The sequence below is a fragment of the Spiroplasma helicoides genome (assembly GCF_001715535.1).
Classification (GTDB): Bacteria; Bacillota_I; Bacilli_A; order Mycoplasmatales; family Mycoplasmataceae; genus Spiroplasma_A; species Spiroplasma_A helicoides.
Map to the genome: position 1 here is coordinate 420,367 of NZ_CP017015.1, position 22,683 is coordinate 443,049.

Annotated in this window: 15 protein-coding genes and 1 pseudogene; all 16 read left to right on the plus strand. The window is 25.9% G+C overall.

What is annotated here, in order from left to right:
- Positions 1 to 29 precede the first annotated feature (29 nt).
- The 16 genes and pseudogenes from SHELI_RS02025 to SHELI_RS02105 all read left to right on the plus strand — a co-directional run bounded on the left by SHELI_RS02025 (position 30) and on the right by SHELI_RS02105 (position 22,676).
- Positions 30 to 1,661: an AAA family ATPase gene (locus SHELI_RS02025; RefSeq protein ID WP_069116201.1), complete on the plus strand. Its 1,632-nt coding sequence runs from the start codon at positions 30 to 32 to the stop codon at positions 1,659 to 1,661.
- A gap of 24 nt (positions 1,662 to 1,685) precedes the next feature.
- Complete coding sequence (locus SHELI_RS02030) at positions 1,686 to 3,368, plus strand: vWA domain-containing protein (protein ID WP_069116203.1); 1,683 nt, start codon at positions 1,686 to 1,688, stop codon at positions 3,366 to 3,368.
- A gap of 12 nt (positions 3,369 to 3,380) precedes the next feature.
- The gene (locus tag SHELI_RS02035) at positions 3,381 to 3,743 is read left to right on the plus strand and encodes a PCC domain-containing protein (protein WP_069116205.1); all 363 of its coding nucleotides are present in this window, start codon (positions 3,381 to 3,383) and stop codon (positions 3,741 to 3,743) included.
- Positions 3,744 to 3,929: 186 nt separating this feature from the next.
- Positions 3,930 to 5,461, plus strand: a pseudogene (gene fib / locus SHELI_RS02040) (cytoskeletal motor fibril protein Fib).
- A 20-nt stretch (positions 5,462 to 5,481) separates the two neighbouring features.
- A complete protein-coding gene (locus SHELI_RS02045; RefSeq protein ID WP_069116206.1) occupies positions 5,482 to 5,997 on the plus strand; it encodes a hypothetical protein in 516 nt (171 codons plus the stop codon).
- Positions 5,998 to 6,082: 85 nt separating this feature from the next.
- Positions 6,083 to 7,783, plus strand: coding sequence for a YitT family ABC transporter (locus SHELI_RS02050; protein WP_069116207.1), 1,701 nt, complete (start codon positions 6,083 to 6,085; stop codon positions 7,781 to 7,783).
- Between the two features lie 51 nt (positions 7,784 to 7,834).
- On the plus strand, positions 7,835 to 8,110 hold the full coding sequence (locus SHELI_RS02055) for a hypothetical protein (protein WP_069116209.1): 276 nt from the start codon (positions 7,835 to 7,837) through the stop codon (positions 8,108 to 8,110).
- 10 nt (positions 8,111 to 8,120) lie between these two features.
- Positions 8,121 to 11,816, plus strand: a complete 3,696-nt coding sequence (locus SHELI_RS02060) for a protein translocase SecDF, variant type (protein ID WP_069116211.1) — start codon at positions 8,121 to 8,123, stop codon at positions 11,814 to 11,816.
- A gap of 22 nt (positions 11,817 to 11,838) precedes the next feature.
- On the plus strand, positions 11,839 to 12,351 hold the full coding sequence (locus tag SHELI_RS02065; protein WP_069116213.1) for an adenine phosphoribosyltransferase: 513 nt from the start codon (positions 11,839 to 11,841) through the stop codon (positions 12,349 to 12,351).
- Between the two features lie 328 nt (positions 12,352 to 12,679).
- On the plus strand, positions 12,680 to 14,800 hold the full coding sequence (locus SHELI_RS02070) for an anaerobic ribonucleoside triphosphate reductase (protein WP_198146106.1): 2,121 nt from the start codon (positions 12,680 to 12,682) through the stop codon (positions 14,798 to 14,800).
- A gap of 2 nt (positions 14,801 to 14,802) precedes the next feature.
- On the plus strand, positions 14,803 to 15,309 hold the full coding sequence (gene nrdG, locus SHELI_RS02075; RefSeq protein WP_069116216.1) for an anaerobic ribonucleoside-triphosphate reductase activating protein: 507 nt from the start codon (positions 14,803 to 14,805) through the stop codon (positions 15,307 to 15,309).
- Positions 15,310 to 16,539: 1,230 nt separating this feature from the next.
- Positions 16,540 to 17,421 (plus strand): lipoprotein, encoded by an 882-nt coding sequence (locus SHELI_RS02080; RefSeq protein WP_069116218.1) that lies wholly within the window; start codon positions 16,540 to 16,542, stop codon positions 17,419 to 17,421.
- A 1,607-nt stretch (positions 17,422 to 19,028) separates the two neighbouring features.
- Positions 19,029 to 19,529, plus strand: a complete 501-nt coding sequence (locus SHELI_RS02090) for a hypothetical protein (RefSeq protein WP_069116222.1) — start codon at positions 19,029 to 19,031, stop codon at positions 19,527 to 19,529.
- Between the two features lie 26 nt (positions 19,530 to 19,555).
- Positions 19,556 to 20,020, plus strand: coding sequence for a hypothetical protein (locus tag SHELI_RS02095; protein WP_069116223.1), 465 nt, complete (start codon positions 19,556 to 19,558; stop codon positions 20,018 to 20,020).
- Between the two features lie 174 nt (positions 20,021 to 20,194).
- A complete protein-coding gene (locus SHELI_RS02100) occupies positions 20,195 to 21,562 on the plus strand; it encodes a hypothetical protein (protein ID WP_069116225.1) in 1,368 nt (455 codons plus the stop codon).
- A gap of 334 nt (positions 21,563 to 21,896) precedes the next feature.
- Positions 21,897 to 22,676 carry a hypothetical protein gene (locus SHELI_RS02105; RefSeq protein ID WP_069116227.1) on the plus strand — a complete coding sequence of 260 codons (780 nt, stop codon included), beginning with the start codon at positions 21,897 to 21,899 and terminating at the stop codon, positions 22,674 to 22,676.
- The last annotated feature ends 7 nt before the right edge of the window (positions 22,677 to 22,683 follow it).

The following is a 22,683-nucleotide window of genomic DNA, read 5'->3' on the forward strand; positions in this document are numbered from 1 at the left end:
ATTTAGTTGATAAAAAGGGGTAATACATTATGCAACTAACTGAAAGAATAAAACAACTAATTGATGCAATTAGTTATCAAGTTTATGAAAAAGAGACTATTTTTAGATTAGCTATGTTAGCTTTACTTGGTGAAGAATCAATTTTCTTACTAGGTAAACCTGGAATTGCTAAATCACTAATTTCACGTAGGATGAAATTTGCAATCAAAAATGGATCTAACTTTGAATACTTGATGAGTAAATTCTCAACTCCAGAAGAAATTTATGGTCCAATTGATTTAAGACACTTAAAAGAAGGAAAATATATTAGAGTTATTGAAGGATACTTACCATCAGCTAACATTGGATTTTTAGATGAGATTTGAAAAGCTGGACCAAGTATTCAAAATACTTTGCTAACAATTATTAATGAAAAGATTTTTAGAAATGGTGGAAAAGATATTAAAGTTCCATTGAAGTTATTAATCTCTGCATCAAACGAATTACCAGCTGAAGGTGAAGGACTTGAAGCCTTGTTTGACCGTTTCATTATTAGATTTATTGCTGAAGGATTAAAAGATGAAAAAAACTTTGATCAATTACTAGATGGAGATTCATCACTTGATGTTGATATTGATCCAGAGTTACAAATTTCAATCGAAGAACTTGAAGCATGAAAAAAACAATCAAGAAGTGTCAAAATGAGTCGTCGTTGTTTAGACTTCATTCATTACTTTAGAAAAAAAATGCAACTTGATACAAATGGAGAAGCTTATATTTCTGATAGAAGATGAAAAAAAATTGCTGGGTTAATTAAAACAAGTGCATTTTACAATGGTAGAGCAGAAACTGATATCCCTGACTTATTTGTAATTCCATATTGTATTTGAGATGATGAAGAACAAGAAAAAGAATATACAAAAATCTTTTACAAAGCTTTTCTAGAACAATTTGGATTAGAATGAAGAAATGAAAAAAGAAATTTATTAAACCAATTAGATTCAATGAATGCTCAAATTGGACAAGTTGAAGCTCAGTACTTGAGATTAACTCCTTATGATTCTCCATTTAGAGGTCAACTTAAAGGAACATATTACTTGATCAACTTTACAGATGGTGGATCAAACTATCAAACTTGTTTTATCTCTGCAGCTGATTGAAACAAAATTAATAATTTACCAAGTGAAGCATTTGATATAGATCTTCACTTTGGACCTAACATTAACAAGTATGGGGGAACTCAAACTACAAAAGTAAAAGCTTACAAGTCAGATCAAATTTTATTTGTTAAAGAAAATAAAAAGTACTTGATTCAAAATGACAATCCTGGAGAGTTCAACAATCAAATGGTTAGTGTTGCAAAACAAGTTGAAGAGATTGAACAAAAAGTAAAAGAAGTTAGTGCCAAAATGTTTAAAGAATATAAAAAATATACAAAAATGAATTGTGTGTTTTTTGAAGATATTTATAATGAAAAAATTGCAGAAGCATTTGACACAGTAACTAAAAAGAAAGCAACTATTTCTCAACCTGAAGTTGATGCACCAATTGAATATGACGCACCAGTTGATCAAAACTTTGACCAACCAGTGATGATGGGTCAAGCAGCACAACCAGTTGATGATTATGACAGTCCAGAAAATGGACCTGGAGCAATTGATCTTCCAGATTTCTTAGGTTAAATATTTTAAAAGAAGGTGAGTATTATGGCAAAAGATCTTAACGATTTCGAACCGGTTAACGAAATTAAACGTGAGCTTGAAAAATTAAGACAAAAAGATAAGCATAATATTGACTTTCTTTTATTTAAAAAGAATCATGAATATGCAGCTGAACAATTAGATGACAAAATTAATAATTTTTATAGTGCATCAAATTTATCAACCATCAAACAAATTACTTTACCTGAACCAATCAGAAAAGAAATTGTTTATTACAACTATGTGTCTGAAAAATTTGATGAAGTAGATTTTGCAAAAAACTTAGACTTGATTAAAAATAAATTGAAGGAGTTTGATTCTCCATTCGCAACTTATATTGATACAATGAGTTGAAAAATTGACAATGGATATTTTGAACTTAAAGGTCGAGATTGATATACTGATTTTTTCAAAACTTGAACTTTTATGTTAACCAAAAGAATTTTAGACTTTCGTCTAAAAACAGTTGAAGATTTGCGATATAACTATTTAGTTGAAATTTATTCTTTAATAAAAAATTATGGTAAGTATGCAAAAATCTATAAAACAATGTATGATGTTTTTGGAAAAATTGCAGAAGTTGATGATGAACTTAAAAATCAAAACATTGAATCTATTTCTAGGTTTGCAGAATTTTTATATAAAGACCCAAGTATCTTAAGAATTGCAGAATTACTTGGAAGATTAAATGGTGAAGATGATTTGATGGAAGTAAATATTACTGAACAAATTGTCACTTACCCAACTCAAGAAAAATTACCAATCAACCCTGAAGAGTTGGTTGGAGTTACAATTTCAAAAGATATTGAAAGACTTATGCCAATGGAGTTGGCCAATCTATTTGATGATGATCTTGAAATTGTCTTTTATAAAAAATATGTTGAATCACAATTACAATCATTTTTATTTGAATCAAAAGAAACTGTCATTGAACATGATGTTGAAGAAGTTGAGTATGAAGCACCCATTCCATTAGAACAAGGTAAGTTTATAATTTGTATTGACACTTCAAGTTCAATGGAAGGAGCAGGTGAATATATTGCCAAAGCTCTTTCAATAGCAGTTGCCAAAGTAGCTTTAAAAGAAAGTCGAGATTTAGTCTTTTTCAATTTTGCTAATAATGATGTTGATGAATTTGTAATTAATGGATTACACGTTAACATTAAAAAGATGCTTGAGTTTTTAGCTAAATCTTTTTATGGAAGAACTAATGCTAAACCTGCTTTTGAAAAAGTGATTGATAAAATGAATAGTGAAGATTTTAAAAGAGCAGATCTTTTAATGATATCTGATTTTATGATGGATTCACTTCCAGATGACACTAGAGTAAAAATAGCAAACTTGAAAGATAACTACAATCGCTTTCACTCACTAGTAATTGGAACTATGCCAAATTTAGAAACGCAAGATGTTTTTGATAATGTTATGTATTATGATCCCAACGATCCATATGCAACTCAACAAGTTGTAAAATCTTTAAATGATACTTTAAGAGATTTAAGAGAATTAAAAGAAGAAGAACTTGCATACCGTGATGAACAAATCAAAGACTTAAATACTGTTAGAGATAAAAAACGATTTAGAGAAAAACACCTTGATAGTCCAAAAGCTAAAAAGTTGGAAAAAGCAAAACAAAAGGCAAGAGAGCTTGAACAAAAAAGACAAAAAATTTTATCAGGTCAAATGTAGAGGAATTGAGAAATGGAAGTTAGAGAAAAAGGTCAATATTTAATGTTGTATTTTGATAAGGGCGAAGAGATAGTTGAAGGAATAACTAATGCTACTCGTGAGTATACAATCATTGACGGAAGAATTTCAGGAACAGGACACATCAATCGATTAGAGTATGGAGTATTGACAAATGCCGATCCAATATTTTTTACAAAAAGTCTAGTAGAAAAATTATTAACAGTAACAAGCTTTTTTGGAAAAATAGAAAATCGAGAAATCAGCTTAATGATAAATTCTGTTGACCAAGAATATGTTATTCACATGGGAAAAGTTTTTCGAGCAACAGCTGAAGTTGAGACAATCATATTTTTAGAAGTTTTAAAAACTGACTAAAAAAATCAAAGACCAAAATTTTGGTCTTTTAATTTTTGCAAATTTTAATCATACTTAAAATAGTCAAAAAAAAAATTTAGTAAATGATTTTTTTCTAGTATAATATATTTAATCTTTATGAAGTGTGTACTCACATATAGTAAAGGGTAGAAAGCAAAAACAAGAGGTGACACAAGAATGATCGGAATGATTTCGACAGCTTACTTTACAGTTAAAGACCGTCCCGGAATTAAAACTGTAAAAAAATACTGATGAAGAAATATGGTTATTCAACACGTTAAGTTTAAAGGTAAATTTTTCATAATTGCTACAATCGGTTATGGAAAAGCAAATGCTGCTATGGCAATCACTTACTTAATGGAAGAATATCCAACTCTAGAAACAGTTTTAAATATTGACCTAGCTTTATCAACAAATGATAAGTTTGATACAACTGACACTGTAATGTCAACAAAATTCATTTACAGAGATGCTGACTTGACAGTTTTCAAAGATATTAAATATGGACAAATCGTGCATGACCAGAAGCATTTTCATTTAACAATGAATTTGTAACACAAATGAAAAACTTTAAATTAGGTGTTTCAGATGGTATTGTTGGTACAGCTGATATGTTAATTTATAATTCAAAACAATTTAAAGAAATGGTTGACAAATACGGACAAACAATTGACGTAATTGATACAGAAGCAGGAGCACTTGCTCAAGTTGCTAAAAAATCATCAGTTAACTTTGTTTCATTAAAAATTATGTACAACAATGCATTATCACCATGAGATAATGATCCACTACATAAATTCAAAATTTATGAAACATCAAACACTTTAAAATACTTAGTGGGAAGATTATTCAACTTACTATCATCAAAATACATCATTGACTTTACAAAAAACACAAATGATGAATTAGAAATTATTAACGAATTATGAGAATTAGAACATGACGCTTGAGTTTCAAGATTTAAAAAAGATGCTGTGTCATTGATTTCAGGAATGGGACCTTCAATTATGATGGTTGACAAAAAAAGCTTAAAACCTGAAGCATTAGACATCGTTGAAGTTATGAAACCAAAAATTGAAGACGAAGGTCCTTCAAAAATCATTTTAGGAGAAGACGAGTGAAAAAATGCTCCAAAAAAATGATTACGTAAAATTCTATTCTTACAAAATGTTCACGTTAACGAAGACGAATTACTATGAAATAAATCAGCAAAATACGATGTAAAATCAGTTAAACATTACACAATCGAAGATGTTGCTAAAAATATTGCTAAAGTTATTGCTGATCGTTCACAAGACAAATCTTCATACGCATTTGACGGTGCAACAGTTGCTAAAAAACACTTACTAGTAGCTTGTGACTCAGCAGTTACATTCTACATCAGTAACAATGCAACTCATGAATTTGTTGAAGATAGACAAAAAGGTGCTGCTCTAGTAGCAGGGGAATTCTCTAAATTTTTAAATGAAGCATTAGCAGAGGTAGAATCTCCATTTGAAAAAATTGTAGTTCTTGTTAAATTACCATCATTAGGAGCAGTAAAAGTTCCTGTGTTTATTACAACAAAATCAAAAGTTAACTCACCAATTGTATTTGATAGTTACAATGCAGGAGCACAAAAACAATTTACTGTTGTTGATATTGTTAGAAATGACTACGATCCACTTAAAGTTGGTTCATTCAAAGTTACAGTACGTTTGAAAGCAAAAGAAGATTAAAATTAATAAAAGAAACCACAATGAAAAGTGGTTTTTTTTATTTTTGTTTGTTATTATCAAAGCAACTAGAAGGTGATTGAATGAATAAAAATGATAGAAATAGAGGTAGAAAAGATAAAGATTTAGTCTCAACTGATGCAGATATTTCTGCAGAATTAGCTTTCGAAACACTACTTGATTTAGCAGAAGTTGAATTGGTAAAGCCAGTCAAAAAAGAGAAAAAAAAGGTTGAAAAAATTAAAAGTTATGTAGGATTGTCAGAAAATGAAAAAGTAGGAAAAAAAGATTTACAACAAATTATTTTTCAAGCAAGACAAAAAACTGAAACACTGGAATCAGTTATGTGAAGAGATCCAGAGGAAATACCTGAACAAGAAATTATCAAAAATGCTCAAAAAAAAGGAAAGTCTGAATATGATTCTGATGTATTAAGAGAGCTTATTTTAAAACGTCAAAGAGAAAGAAGAAAAACTGAAAACATTTTTGGTTCACTTTTAGCAAGTGTGAAAAAAAATCGCGATGATTATGATAAATAATAATTAAATAAGTAAATACTTGTATTTTTTTAAATATGTTTTGTTAAAATAAAAATACATTATTGATATTGATAGGGAGGGCAAAGTGGAAAATAACGAAAAAAAAGCTTTTTTAGAAGATTTAGACCAAACTTTGTCTTCTGTTGAACAAAATTATACAAAAGAAGAAATAAAAACAGCAAAAAAAACCTCTAAAAGTAGAGACTTTAGTCATTTTGAAAACAAAATAATGTCTCAAAGAGAACAACAATTATTAGTTCAATCATACTTTAAATCAAAATTTTTAAAAGATATGGGTAAACTAGTTTTAGCAGCTTTTATAATTACAATTGCTTTTGACTACTTTATCTCTGTGACAGGGAGAAGTGGATTGTTTCCTGCTGGACTTGGAGCAATGGCAAGATTTCTTGCGATCTTAACTTTTAGTGATAATGTTGCTTTACAAAGTTCATTTTATTTTATTTATTATTTTATTATTAATATTCCTTTGTTCATTTTTGGTTTTTTAAAATTAGGAAAAAAATTTACAATTACAACTTTTATCTTTGTTTTGATTCAAATTTGTTTTGACCAAACAGCACAAGTAATCCCTTATATTAATCCAACTCAATTTCATTTTATTGTAAATTATCAATTACTCCACCAAATTCCTAATTCATGAAATGCAGGAATATGATTATTTGTTTTTGGAGTTATTGGAGGAATTTTACTAGGTGTTAGTTATTCAATGGTATATAAAATTGGTTCTTCAACTGGAGGATTTGATTTTATTTCTATGTATTGATCAAAGAAAAAAAACAAATCAATTGGAAGTATTAATAGAAATGTTAACTTTGTAATTTTAGGAATAGTTATCACTTTAAACACAACAATTTTACCTATGGAAATGATAAATGCGGACATTAAAAACAATATTTTAAACAATATTGGATTAGATGAAGCAATGAATGGTTATTATTCTAGTGATAATTACAGTTTATTAGAATCGATGCTACGTTATGCTCTTACAAATAACAGAGGGGCTATTTTAAATGGTCGACTTGATTCTGTCTTTGCAGCTAATATGGGTATTTATAATTATGATAATATGAATCAATATTATGGTGATCATCGTTGAGAAGAGTTATTAACTCAAATTTTAAAAAACTTTGAAACAAAAACAATTTCAGGAGAGCAATATCCATTTGATGTTAATGCAGCTTATAAATATTTATGTGAATATGTAAGTAAAATTGGTTATGGAGAAACATTACCACTTGGATTAAAAGTTTTAGCAAAACTTGGATTTATTTTTGGTCCATCATTGTTTGCTTCAATTGGTCTTGTTTTAGCAGCTTCAATCACAACTAATGCACTTTATCCAAAATATAAAGTGAGAACTTACTTAATAACAACTAATAAACCTAAAGAAATAAATAAACTTTTATTAGATAAAGGGTATCAAAATGATATTGTTACTTGAGATGGAACAAATAGAATCAATCACAACTATTTGCATCGTTCAGTTATAATGGTTGCTATGAGTATTTTGAATTGAGACTTAATGGAAAAAGACATCTTTTTAATTGATCCAGGAGTCAAAATCAATGTGATTAAAACTAAAGTTGTTAAAGGATTGTTTAATTATGATGTTAAACAAAACGATGAACGTGACATTATCTTGCGCAAAATCAAGTCTGATGAAAGCGAAATTGAAAAAATCAGGCAAATTGCTATTGTTAGATATAATAAAGACCAAAAGAAAAGTTCACGTAAAATTGTAAAAAAAAGTAAAAAAAATCAATAAAAAGTAGTTTTATTGGTTTTTTTTTGTATAATATTCTAGTACGGTGATTGTATGAGAGAAGTAAATTTAGAAAAAGTAATCTATCAAATGCTGGAATTGAAGCTTCTTGAAATTAGACTTCAAATAAGGCAAGTTACAATTGAAAATCTCTACAATTACATTAGTAATGTTATTTTAAAAAACAATAGGATAAGGGATGTTAATGACGCGTCATTTTATATAATGAATATCAAGATCAACAAATTATTTGAATATTTAAATTATGAAACAATCAAAGATGAATCTAGTACAATTGAAATGGATTTAAAACAAATATTAGAGGGATAAGTGATTAAGGGTGAAAGATAAATCGCCAAAAAAAAGACAAGATAGCATAAAAATCTGAAGGGTTTTTATTGTATTTGTATTATTGGCCTCACTTTTTGTAGGGATATTTTTCTCTTCTCAAAATTTCTTGGATAATTATCGTTTAGGTAGTGATATTAAAGGCTATTATTCAGCTTTAGTTGCTGTAAATAATGCCAATGAAAAAGAAACTGCTAATGGACAACCAAATGGTAAAGCAGCAGATGCAGCCAGTGTTCTAGAACAACGTCTTAATCCAATGGGGACAAATCAAATAATTATTGAAACTGCTGGAGACAACTATTTAAAAGTTCTATCTCCAATTGATGCATATGATAGTCAAACTCAATTTAGAAATCAAATTCAAAGAAATGGTGGAGCTATCCTTCTAAATGAAAACTATGAAGATTTGCAGTTAGAAATTGATAAAGATGGAAAAGTTACTCGTTCAGGAATTAATGATTATTTTTCAGGAGCACAAGTAACAACAGTTACAACAGCAAGTGCAAAAAACCCTGCTATTGAATTTAAATTAAATGGGTCTAAATTCTCATCAATGTTTACTGAACAAAAAACTTCAATCAACATGGAGTTGATGATTGATGCTGATGGATTTTATAATGATTTAAGAAACTTTTATGCTTCTGTAAATAAAGATAACAATAGAGAAAATGTTGATAGTTACTTTACAAACATTATTGAACCTTTAAGAATTAAATATAATGACTCAAACACAACTGATATTCAAAAAAAAGCACTTGACGATTTATTTGCTGGAAGATATAAATCAGTTGATACAGGGGGATATGAAAGATATATCTCTGTTAACTTACTTAACCCAGATGTAACCAGAGAAAACTTTGAAGAATATATTCAAAATCATTTTGAATTCTTATCTGATACTTCAAAATATGTTTATGATCCTAACTCAAAATCTGAAGACTTTAACGGAACTGATGCAAAATATGCAAGTCCAATTGAAGGATACAACAGACAAGGGGCAACAGTTCAATTAGGAAAATTAGCTGATGTTTTTAAAGCGTTAAATGGTTCAATTGGTTCATTTTGAAAAAATCAATATGTAACTGTTTTAAATAATGAGAAAAAAATGGCAAATAAACTTAATGCATATTTCTTATATGCAGGTACAGTTTATGGAAATGTTACAAATGCATCATATGCATATGTAGATAACACAACAAATAGTTTAAAAATTATTTTTGCAAATCAACCAGAATCAACAGCAAGAATTGGAGCATCAGTTTTCAACGCTTCAACAAAAGGATTTATTTTTACAGTTAACAATATCTCACAAGTAAACCCTTCAATTACAAGCTTAATGTTATCACTTGCATTAATTTTCTTAGGAGTAGTTGCTCTTGGATTATTGATTTATGCAATGTTTATGTACAGAATTTTAGGACTATTTATGATTGTTGTTATCCTAGCGATTGCATCCCTTACATTGATGTCAACAACATGATTTGGTCTAACTCTTGGAGTAGAAGCAATCATTGCAATAGTTATTATTATTTCAATTAACTTAGAAATCTTTTCGATGATTTTTGAGAATATGAAATTTAACTTCTACTTGAAGCAGCGAAGTATTAAAACAAGTTACAATATTTCAATTAAAGAAAACATCGGATTAGCAGTTGACGTTTTAGTTGCTCTTGTTATTCCTGCAATATCAATGTTTTGAATTGCATCAAACTCAATTCAATCATTTGCAATTATTATTTTAATGGGAGTTATCTTCTCGTTTGTATTATCACTAATTTTTGCAACAATTCTGAATAAGTTTGCAGTCTTTTCAAATATGTTTAACAATCGACCAAAATTATTTGCTTTAAACACTGATTTTGCAAATCAAGGAAAAATATTGTTAAACTACAAAATTAGAAACTTAGAAAATAAAATTGAAAAAAACAAAGCAAAAGGTCTTGATGTAAGTAATTTAATTTCTAAATTAGAAGCTTGTCAAAATAAAATTAAGCTTTATGAAGAAAAAGAAGAAATTAAACAAGCAAAATTAAATGCTAAATATCAAGAAAAAGTGCTTGCAAGAATTAATGCACTTGAACAATTAAAAACTAAATTAGCAAGCAATCCTAAAAAAGCAAACAAAATTTTAAAAATTGATTTAAAAATCAATGAATATAAATACATTTTAGAAGATAAAACCGATGACATTCTTACTGAAGAAAGTGAAATTATTTTACAAACTGAAGGTAAAGTTAAAGTTAAAAAATATGAAAAATCAATTAAAACTGGTTCATTCATAATCTTATTCATCATGCTTATTTTTGCAGCAGTTTCTGGTTTAGTGGGGGGATTATTTAAACCAAACTATGATTCAACATTTGGTAATCGTACAGAATACACAATGTGAGGATCAAAACTAGAAGCTATGTATAATGGGATTGAATCATTCTCATCAAAATCAATCGACAACCAAGAACTTAAAGATAAAGTTTCAAAAATGGTAAGTGATGAGCAAGCAGATTACAGCTCATTGAATGATTCTCAAAAAAGAGAAAAAACAGCAATCATTGTTTATAAATTCTTAGACATAGTATTTTCAAATCCAGATTATGTAAATGCAGTTACAAACTCAGCTGGATCAAGAAGTTATCAAAATCATAACTATTATGTAAGTTATGGAACAAATTACAATTATGTTTCTAGTGCAGCTGCAGATGAAGTTCCATGAGTAACACTTTCTGTAATTACTACTGACAACACTCAATCATTTACAGTTAAAAATGTTTTTGCTGAGGTTGGAGGATTTACAAAAGAACAAGAAATAAATGCTAATGGAGGATTTATTTCAAAACGTATTAAACCATCATCAATTGTTGATATGTCAATTCAAATGGCATATGGAATCTTAACAATTGTGCTTGCGTTAATAATTTATATCTTTATTAGATTTAAATGAACATACTATATTGCTATGGTAATTGGAATCCTCTTAGCACCAGTATTAACTGTTGGAGTAATTGTTGGATTATATTTACCAGTTGGTATGAGTTCATTAATAGCAGTCGCTGCTGTAATTGTATTTTCTTGTTTTACAATGTTTATTGTATTTGGAAAATCAAGAAGTTTAATTGCTAACAAAGATGAAAAAAGTATGTATAACTACTTTAAACAAGAAATTGAATTCTTAGTAAATATTAAAAATGCTAGAAGAGATTTAAAAAATGAATTGTTTATGAAAAAATCTGAAATTAAGATCAAAATCAAAGAACAAGATTTAGAAAAACCACAGAAAAAAGAATTATATGCTGAATACAAAAAATTCAAACAACAAAAAGTGTTAGAATTTAAAAATGTTAAAAAAGCAAACAAAATTGAAATTAACAGAGTTTCTAAGAAAAATAACTACTTAAAAGAAGTTATGGTTCAAACATTTAAATATGGAATGAAACGCTCAATTTTAGTAGGATTCTTATACGTAATAGTTTCATTATTACTATCTATGTCTTTAGTTCCTTTGGCAGGATTTGGTATTAGTATTGTTATTGGAGTTGTAAGTTCAATCTTTATAACATTGTTCTTGGCATTACCAGTTTGAGTTATTTTTGAACAAACAAGAATTAGAAATCACTTATCAAGAAAAAGATTTATTAATAACTTGAAAGTTGCCCATGAAGAGCAAATTATTGAAGGTATTAACGATTAATTAAATCGGAGGACTACAAACTATGGATTTAAAAAAATACATAATGGATGTTAAAGACTTTCCTGTACAAGGAGTTATGTTTAAAGATATAACACCATTATTAAATAACTTTGAAGCATTTAAATATGCAGTGGATCAAATGGTAGAATATGTTAAGCAAAAAGGGGCAACAGTAGTTGTTGCACCTGAAGCAAGAGGTTTTCTATTTGCTTCTGCTATTGCATATGCTGCACAAATTAGATTTGTTTTAGTAAGAAAACCAGGAAAATTACCAAGAGCAGTTCACGATCGTGAATACTCACTTGAATACGGAACTGGACATCTGCAAATTCATAAAGACGATTTAAGTCCTGAAGATAAAGTTGTTATTGTTGATGATGTTTTAGCAACTGGTGGAACAATGAAAGCAATTGTTGATCTTGTTCAAGCTGATAAAGCACAAGTTGGTGGTATTGTTTTTCTAGCAGATTTATCATTCTTGCATGAACCAGATTTATTTAAAGAATTTGATACTAAAAGCTTAGTGACTTACTAAAATTTAATAATATAAAAAAACTCGCTTTCTAAGTGAGTTTTTTTATATATGTTTTAGTAGCTTTTACAATGCTAATAAAAGAATTAAAAAACTCTATAAACTATTTTTTTTATATAAAATTTTCTAAAATTTATTCTTGTTTTTTTCTCTTTTATGTGGTTTTATAATTTTGAAATAAAAAAAAGATGGGTTGGCTAATGATTTAAAAATATCAAACAAAATAATTCCAGGTCGATTTTCAACGATTAATGCAATTCATCAATCTAAACTTCAATATTTTCAATATTGAGAGTTTTTATTTCACTAACTTATGGAGGGCAATATCAAAATGAGTGCAAAAGAAATAAATTATAACAATATTATGAATGAGTTTAGTCAAGTAATTTCAACAAAAAGCAATGATTTAAAAAATGAAAATGCTAATATGAGTGGAGATACTGCAAGTGGTAAAATGATGAAATTTGCTTCAATTGGAGCAAAGGACTTTGCTTTAGAAAATCTTGTAAATTCAGTATATTCAGATCTACATAAAAAATCATTAATTCATATTCATGATTTAGACTATTATCCAACAAAATCAGCTACTTGCGTACAATACAATATTCAAGAGATTTTTGAAAATGGATTTAAAACAAGAAATGGTTTAATTAGAGAACCTCAATCAATTGGTGTTTATGCTGAATTAGCAGCAATTATTTTTCAAACTTGTCAAAATGAAATGCATGGAGGACAAGCAATTCCAGCATTTGATTATTTTTTAGCACCAGGTGTTAATAAAAGTTTTAGAAAAGCTTTAAAAAGAAACATTGAACAATACTTTGAATTTATTGATGAAAAAATAGATGGTCAAAAATTAAAAGCTCTTTTAAAAGATGAAGAAATTACTTTTAAAAACCTTGAATTTGAACTTGTAAAAAGACATGTAAATAGCTCAAAATTTAACCAAGAGGTTTTTGAAAAAATAAGATCAATGAGTATTCGCAATGTTGAAAGAGAAACAGATCAAGCAATGGAAGGTTTTATCTACAATCTAAATACTCAACATTCAAGAGGTGGAAACCAGGTAGTATTTTCATCAATTAACTTAGGAACTGATACTTCAAAAGCAGGAAGACAAGTAACTCGTTCTTTATTAAAAGCATTAAGAAATGGTCTTGGAAATGGAGAAACTTCAATTTTTCCAATAGTTATTTTTAAAGTAAAAACTGGTGTTAGTTTTGATGAAGAAAGTTACAAACAAGCAATGAGTATAAGTCAAGACAAATGATTTGAAGAAAAAACAGTTTGAAAAACACCAAACTTTGATTTATTCTTAGATGCTATTAGAACTACTAGTGCAAGATTATTTCCAAACTTTATGTTTTTAGATCAACCATACAATCAACATGAAAAATGAAATGCCAATGATAAAAATTCTTGATACTATGAACCAGCAACAATGGGATGTAGAACAAGAGTGTTTGAAAATATAAATGGAGAAAAAACAAGTGTTGGGAGAGGAAACTTAAGCTTTACATCATTAAACTTACCTTACATAGCATTAGAAATGTTAAGTGAAGAAGGTTTATTAAATGAAGAAAAAATCAATTATGAAAAAGCTAAGTTTAGTCAATTAAAAGAAAAATTCATTACAAAAATTAAACAATATTCTGAAGATGTATGCGATCAATTATATGATCGTTATAAATATCAAGTTAGTGCTGTTGCAAAAGAGTTTCCATTTTTAATGAAAAACAATGTTTTAAGTGGAGGAGCAAATCTAGAACAAGACGAATTTGTTGAAGAAGTATTTAAACAAGGAACTTTAACAGTTGGTTTTGTTGGATTGGCTGAAGCATTAAAAGCGGTTTTAGGTGTTCATCATGGAGAAAGTGATGAAGCTCAAGAATTTGGATTACAAGTTATTCAAGAAATTAATAATGTTGCTAATGATTGAAAAGCAAAAACTCATTTAAATTATGGTGTTATTGCAACTCCTGCAGAATCTGTTGCAGGAAGAATGGCAAAAATTACTAGAAAAACTTTTGGAACAATTGATGAAGTTACTTCAAGAGATTACTTTACAAATTCAAATCACGTTCCAGTTTACTATAATATTTCAGCAATTGAAAAAGTTAAAAAAGAAGCTGCATATCACCCAATTACACTTGGGGGAAGTATAAGTTATATTGAACTTGATGGAGAAGCTAAAAAAAATCTGCATGCCGTTTTATCTGTAATTAATGCAATGAGAGTAAATGGAACAAATTATGGAAGTTTAAATCATCCAGTTGATAGATGTAAAAGTTGTCACTATACTTCTTTAATTCCTTTCAAATGTCCAATGTGTAACAATAGTGATATTTCAAGAACAAGAAGAATTACAGGTTATTTAGTTGGAGATCTTGATGGGTGAAATCAAGGAAAACAATCCGAAGAAGCAGAAAGAGTTAAACATAAAGTTAAATAGAAATGAAAATACTTAAAATATTTAAAGAAACTATTAGTGATGGACCTGGAATAAGATATTCAATTTATGTAGCTGGATGCTTACATGCTTGTCCAGGATGTCATAATTTATTAAGTTGAAGTTTTAAAGTTGGAAAAGAATTTGATAAAGAGTATGAAGATCAAATTATTAATGATTTAAAATCTAATCCATTATTAAATGGAGTTACATTTAGTGGGGGAGATCCAATGTTTAGTGCAAAAGAAATTTTAGCATTAATCAAAAGAATCAAACAAGAAACTAATTTAAACATTTGACTATACACAGGTTTTACTATCGAAGAATTAATAGATCAAAAAAATGATAATGAAGATACATTAGCTCGATTTGAAATTTTAAAAGAAATTGACACATTAGTTGATGGAAGATTTATTAAAGATTTATATGATCCTGAAATTTTATATCGAGGTAGTAGCAATCAAAGATTAATAGATACAAAAGAGTATTTAAAGCAAAATAATATAAAATAAAAACAACTTTTTGAAAAGTTGTTTTTATTTTATTATGATTCCATTGTTCAGTTAAAAATTATGTCTGAATACTTCTCATAATTTTCATTAATCATTGATCTTTTCATAGAATCTTTTGATTTTGTAGATTCTTTACTCTGATTATATAAATCTTTTAATCTTTCTTCATTAACTTACATTACAGAAATATTTATATCCTTATAAGTATACTAATGAATTTTATTAAAAGTTTTAACTTTTTTTTGATATATAAAATTAATGTTAATTCAGATAATAAAAATGTCTGCATATTGTTTATAAATTTATTAATAATAAAAACATTAATATTTATAACAACTTTTTTAATTAAGTTTCTTTTGTTTATTTTAGGCAATTCTTTTATTATAAAAACTATTATATCTAAATTTTAATTAAAAATATACTTTGACATCTTATTGTTTATGTTATTATTAAAGAGAAATATGAGTAAATTAGTCACATATACAATTGGCTTTTAGTATTAAAAAGGAAATTCTACACAAAAATAAAAATGCATTTTTAAAAATAAATAAAAAAGCTTATATTAGGTAAAAGTTTAAAAAAGTATATAAACGTTATGCATTTCCTAAATAATTAGTTTATTAAAAAGAAAATATTATAAGCCCAAAATTAAATATTTAAAATTTTTTATTAATAAGTTTTTAAGTCTTGATATTAAATAAATAACATTTTAATATTTATTATTTAGATGAGTACTATGTAATATAAAATAAACCAAATAATATATTATAATTTAAAATATATTTATTAATTAATTTTAAATATGCAAAAGAAAACAACTATTAATTAGTTTAAATAAATATAATAATACTTAAAACTAAAAAATATATACACTATATATATTTTTTTATAAACAAGTTCTAAAATTAATATTTTGATTTGAAATATTGAAAACTTTAAATTTTCAAAAAAATAAAAATAATTAAATTAAATTATTTAATAATATCACTTAAGAATAAAAATATTTTATTTTTGGAAAAGTTAAATAATAACTTTTTATATAATATATTGCTTTTTCAAAAAGTTTATTTATTAGAATTTAAATAAGTTAATAGTTATTTTAATTTATAAAAATAATTTAAATAAAAATCATTAATTTAGAATTAACATTACCTTTTTAATTTTTTTAAAAAGTTATTGATTTTCTTTGTGAAAATGATAATATTAAATCATAAAAGAAAGGAAGATATTATGAAAAAGTTATTAGCAATCCTTGGTTCAACTACTATTACTGCATCTTCTGTAGTTGGTTCGACATATATATTTAATAACACAAATTTTTTTAAAAAGGGTGTTGGAGATAATTATAAACAAAATTTAGATTGAAATGAATTAGAAAGCAAAATTAATGATATAAGTAAAAGTTTGGAAAATGAGAGTTTTTATAACAATTTTAACTTTGGCACTAAGATTAAAAATAATGCAGAATTTACATCAGCAGCATCTGTTTTTCAAAATAAAACAAAAAGTTTGATAAATGATCTAAAGAATGGAAATATAAAATTAGAAAATTTAATAGAAGATCTTAAAACTAAGGTAAACAAATCAGACCTACCAAATTTTAATGATTATTACAATAACGACTCTATTAATGATTATTACAATAAAGATAAAAACAAGAATTTTTTAGAAAATAAAACTTCTAATTTTATAACAGCAAATTCTTTTGATAAGAACTATAAACTTGTAAAAACACTAAAAGGTTTAAAGGCAGCAACCACAACAATTACTGCAGTTGCTGCAGTTGCTGCAGCAGGATATTGATCAATTTCTTGACTTGGATTTGCTCCTAACGCTATTGCTGCAACAGCCGTTGCAGTAGCTTCTGGAATAGCAACCGGCATAATAGACGGATTATTAGTTGAATACGATACTAAAGAAAATATTTTTAAAAAAGAGCTTAATCTTGGAAAGTATCTTAAAGCAGGATATGATTTATATAAATATAGCTCAATTGCAGTAGGGGTGCTTTTGGGCACTTTATCAGCGACTGCATGATCTGTACCATCAATTATTCCTTCATTTGCAGTATTCTCTGCATTTATGGCTTTAAAAGATTATTTAGAATATTAGATTAAAAGATTAAATATATTTAAAAATTTTATTATTTGATATATAAATTTCCTTTTTTATTAAATTTGATTTGAAGTATTATAGTTAATTTTTGCATTTTAACTTTATTTTGCATAAATAATAAGCTGAGTTTATTTATCTTTTATAATTTTTAAAATGAGTAAAATTTTCATTTAATTTTATTTCATTCTAATTTAATTGATAAAATCTCTACACTCATTTATATATATTTAACAGTTTTGAGTATTGAATATTGTTATTTTTTTACAATTAAATATAAATATTAGTTTATACTATTAATTATAAATTTTTAAACTATAAGTTTTCTTTAAAAATATAAATTTTAAAGATAATGCACCCAACATTCTAATTGTATTTTAAAATTTTTTATACATTTTTTTATATTTAAATTAAATAATAATTAATTTTTTTTAACATTAACGAAGTTTTAGATTAATTTTTTTAAACTTTAATTATTTAAAATTGTTGTATTACATTTATTAATTAAAGTTATTTATATAAGCTATTTTCTTGCATTTGAAAAGGTATACTTAAATTAAAAATAATACTTAGAGTTGCTTATTTTTTTATTTAATATAAATAAACCACAGAAAATTATTACTTTTTTAATCATACTATTTGTTTATAATATTATAAGTTTTTTCACTTTTATTAATTATAAATAAGAATTTATAAATATATAATTATATTAATTAATAAATTTTTAAGGAGATAAATGGAGTTATTAGAGTGATTATATTTGTTTTGACCTCGGTTAAGTTATTATCAAGAGGATTTAGATAAAAAAATACTAGTTAAAAATATAATTTTTAACTATATATTTTTTAGCATTATCGAATATATAACATGAACTATTGTTGTTGTCTTTGTAGCATTTGATTTTTTTAAACTAACTACAGATAGTTATTTAAAATGAACAATGTATTGTTTTATACCAGCAATTCTAAGTATTATTATTCAGCAAACATTCATTTTTAATAACTCAATTAATAAATTAAAAGTACATTTATACAATGAGAATATAAAACATAAATACTGATTTTGCTTTTTTATATTTATAGCTTTTTTCTATAATGTTGTGCGTTATTATAATGTAGAAAAAGAATGCAAAATATTAGGTTATACTATTAAATTTAAGAAAAACACAAAGCGATCTATAGTTGTTTAAATATTTAAATGAAAATAAACTAACTAGTTTATTTTTTTTATTTTGATTGATTATATATATTTCGTTTTGTTATTTATTATTGAGTAGTTTAATAGAATAAGTTTTACAATGCTCATTAAAGTCTTTATATAAAATTTTTTAAAAATCAAAATAAAATACTGAGTTTATTTTTTGAATAAAAAAGGTTTTAATAAATTCTATATATAAATTTGGTACAAGATTATTTTTTATTTTACAATTTTTTATTTAATTAAAAAATTTTAAACGGTTAAAGTCACGAGTATAAAGATATTCTAAAAAGATTATGCCTTTATTGAAAAAATTAATAAAAATACTTTATCTCTTATAACTATTTTTACAAATATAAAAAATAAATATTTATGAGTTATAATATTTATGAAAGGAAAGTTTAAAAGTGATGTACAAAAAAATATTTAAAACTTTAAGTTTTTTACCAGTTATTATAGCTCCTTTAAAAATACAATCATGTTCTGATACAGGAGAAAGATATCCGGAATTTTTTCAAAAAGATTTAAGTCAAACAGTTAAAGTAGGAGAAATGATATATATTGACATTAGCATAGTTCAACCTAGAGATTGAGCTTACTTTGGTGTAGGTCATTACAATATGGCTCTTGAAGATGATGGTGTAACAAAAAAACCTGATATTTTAAGTGATTTTATATTTATTACAGGAGATTATCCAGAAGAAGTGCAAGATGCACTACCAGATGATTATCCTGCTTGATCAAAAACTTTTTTTCTAGATAACGGAACAGGTAAGGGTACCATAAGATTTAAAGCAACAGCTAAGGGTGAAAGTCATATAAAAGCTGGATATCGCTATCTTGTTAATGAAAATGGAAAATTAGATTATGGTCATACTATTTATATAGATGGAATAATCAAAAGTGTGTAAATTTTTTATAAATAAGGAGACAAATTATGAGTAAATTTATTAAAAACTTGAGCTTAGCTTTCACAATTAGTTTAGGCTTATTTTCATTATCTTGTTCTAAAAAACCCACTAGAACAGAGCCAGAGTTTGAAAAAATTGAAAACCAAAGTTTTAAACTACAAGAAGGTACTAAAAGATTTGTAATTAAAGTAAAAAATCCTTGAGAATGAGGTTTTTTCTATGGTGATTTTTCAAAGGAATTCTTTAAGGTAAAGTATTTTTATTATTCATTAGACGAGGAAGATATAAAATATCATATGGAAGATGCTCCTAATTTTTTAGTAGACTCAACTCCAGATGAAGATGGCAGAGAAACGGGTTGATTTTATATTTATGTAATACCAATAAAAGTTGGGGAATTTATAGATTATGGTCTGCATTATTCTATTAGAACAGAAAATGGTAAAAGAGTATGGACTAATACTAAATTTAATATTGCAATTGTAGAATAATTATTTTTCATTAGAAAAAAAATAAAACTTAATTTATAGGATTATAAATCATAATAAAAAAAAGTTGTAAATAAACTAAAAATCTTGAAATAATAATATAATCTAAAAAGAGAAAAAAGGAAGCTAAGTAGACCAGTTGTATATACAACTGGTTTTTATATTAGAAAGGAAAATATGCCTAGAAAGTATAGTGAAGATTTAAAAAAGAATGCCTTAAAAAGGTATTGGTCAGGAGAAAATTTAGATAAAATCGCTTTAGAAATGAATATTAAGGCTGGTTCTCAATTAATAAGAATTTGAGATAAAAAAAGTAAACTTACTCATTATGATAGTAGAATTAAAACATGCAAAGAAGTTGAAATAATGAGTAAAAAATTAAAAAAAGAATTTGTATCTAAGGATTTAAAAACAAAAGAAAAAGAAAATAAAGTTTTAAAAGAAAAAATTAGACTTTTAGAAAAACAATTAAAGTTCGAAAAAGAAGAAAAGATATTAGCAATGGCAAGTAAAGAAATTTTGGAAAAGTCCATACCTTCTTGCACAGCAACTATAATGTTGAACATGTTGAAGATGAGCAAGAAGGACAAGATAATGATAATGGCAACAAAAGCTTATAAACATTATGCATGCTGTCAAATATATTATTTTATTGCTAAGCATGGTATGGGGACTAATAGATTAATTAGTTATTTTAAAATTCATAAAAATACATTTTCTAAGTTTAAACTAAAAAATAATTTAGAGAACCCAATAATTATATTTAAAAATGGTCTATATTTTAATGATTTACCAAATTTTAATAGTCCTAAATATACAATAGCCAAAAAACTAATAATAGACTATAATCTAAAAAATAATAGTTTAGCAAGCGGCGCAAATTTAATAAGTAAGTGAATTTATGTAAATAAAGGCGTAAAAGTATCTGAAAAAATGATTAGAAAAATTAGAGTAGATCATCCATGAATATTAAATAATCCAAGTAGAAAGAAACGTAGTGTTAAGAAATCAGAATCAAAAAAACATAATATCTATGTTAGAGAAGACTTGGTGGAAATGAATTATAGTCGACCAAATATAATTGGTATGGATGGAACAAACTTTAAGATATTTTTAAATAATGGAAAAAACAGAAGTAAAATTAATTGTTTAATATCATATGATTGAGAAAAAAGAACTATAGTTAGTTATAGTTTTGATAAAAGTGAAAATTCAAATAGTGCATTATCTGTTTTTAAAGAAACAAATAACTATGCCATTGAAAAAGCAAATCAAAAGATAATACAATCTGATAGAGGTTCTGCCTTTGCTAATGAGCTTATTTTTAACTATGTAAATGAAAATGATTTTATAGTTCATTCTATGTCTAAAAAAGGCTTTAAACATAATGCACCAACCGAAAGTCTAAATGGATGAATTAAACAAAAATTTTATAAAACTTTTGGTAATAAATTTGAAAATAAGGAGAATTTTTATTATTATTTTAAGAAGTTCTCAAATATTTACAATAATTTACAACAAATAAAATATAATTTTAATATATAAAAGACCATTTATTATATTTGCAAATGGTCTACTTAACTTCCGTTATTCTCAATGACTACTTTATTAAAAATAAATTAGTTAAAGTAAAATTTTATTATTCTGAAGATGTTGGTTGTACAATAAATTTCAAATATGGAGAACCAGTACAAAATTAAATCTTTACATTTTATAAGTATTAATAATAAAAATTAAATAAAATTTAAAAACTCCTAATATTCAAGTAGTAAAAATAGGAGTTTTTGTTATTTAAAGTTTTAAAATAACACTTTTAATCTATCTATGTTATAATTGAAAAAAGTAAAACATTATCTTATAAATGAAAAGGTTAAATAATATGAAAAAATTACTGTTAACACTATCATCTATTTTCTTAATTCAATCAGCTTCTATTGGGGTTGTTTCTTGTAGTTCTTCTGGGGGTAGCTCTGTATGATCTTATGGTATTGGAGATAAAAACTCAGAGTTAAATGCATTAGAAGGTTACATAAGTTCTTATAATCGTATTAAAGATCGCAAAAAAGTTGAAGAGATTGTTTATCAATACTTTACACGTAATCAGTTTTTTACATTTGACAAGAATTTTTTACCTAGTCAAAAAGGTTATTATGTAAAATTTGAATTTTTAGATGATGATATGAAAAACTATAATTTTAAAGTTACATTAACAGATATTATAAAAGTTAACGAGGAAGATGACTTTAACTATGAAACAGTTATTGATGAGAGCTCACGATTAAGTAGAGACTTTAAAATTAGTAAAAGTGATGATACTAAATATCAAATAGCATTAGATAAATACATTTATAATATTGCAGATGAAAAATTAGAGGAAAAAAATCCTATGATTAAATTACACATCTCAAATTATACTAAGGACGACACATATTACATAAGTTCAAATGCAAATGACGGGCCTTCTTCCCCATTTATTGATGATTATGATTTTGATAAGTCAGATAAATCATATATTATAATTAAATTTAGAAATTTAAATTTACCAGATATAGATGATGTACTTAATGTTCAATTTACTGTGACTAGTGAATATGGTAAACCTGCAGTTGCATTAATTTACAAAAGAACTGTTAATAAAGATGCAGTTAATAAAATTTAAAGGAGAA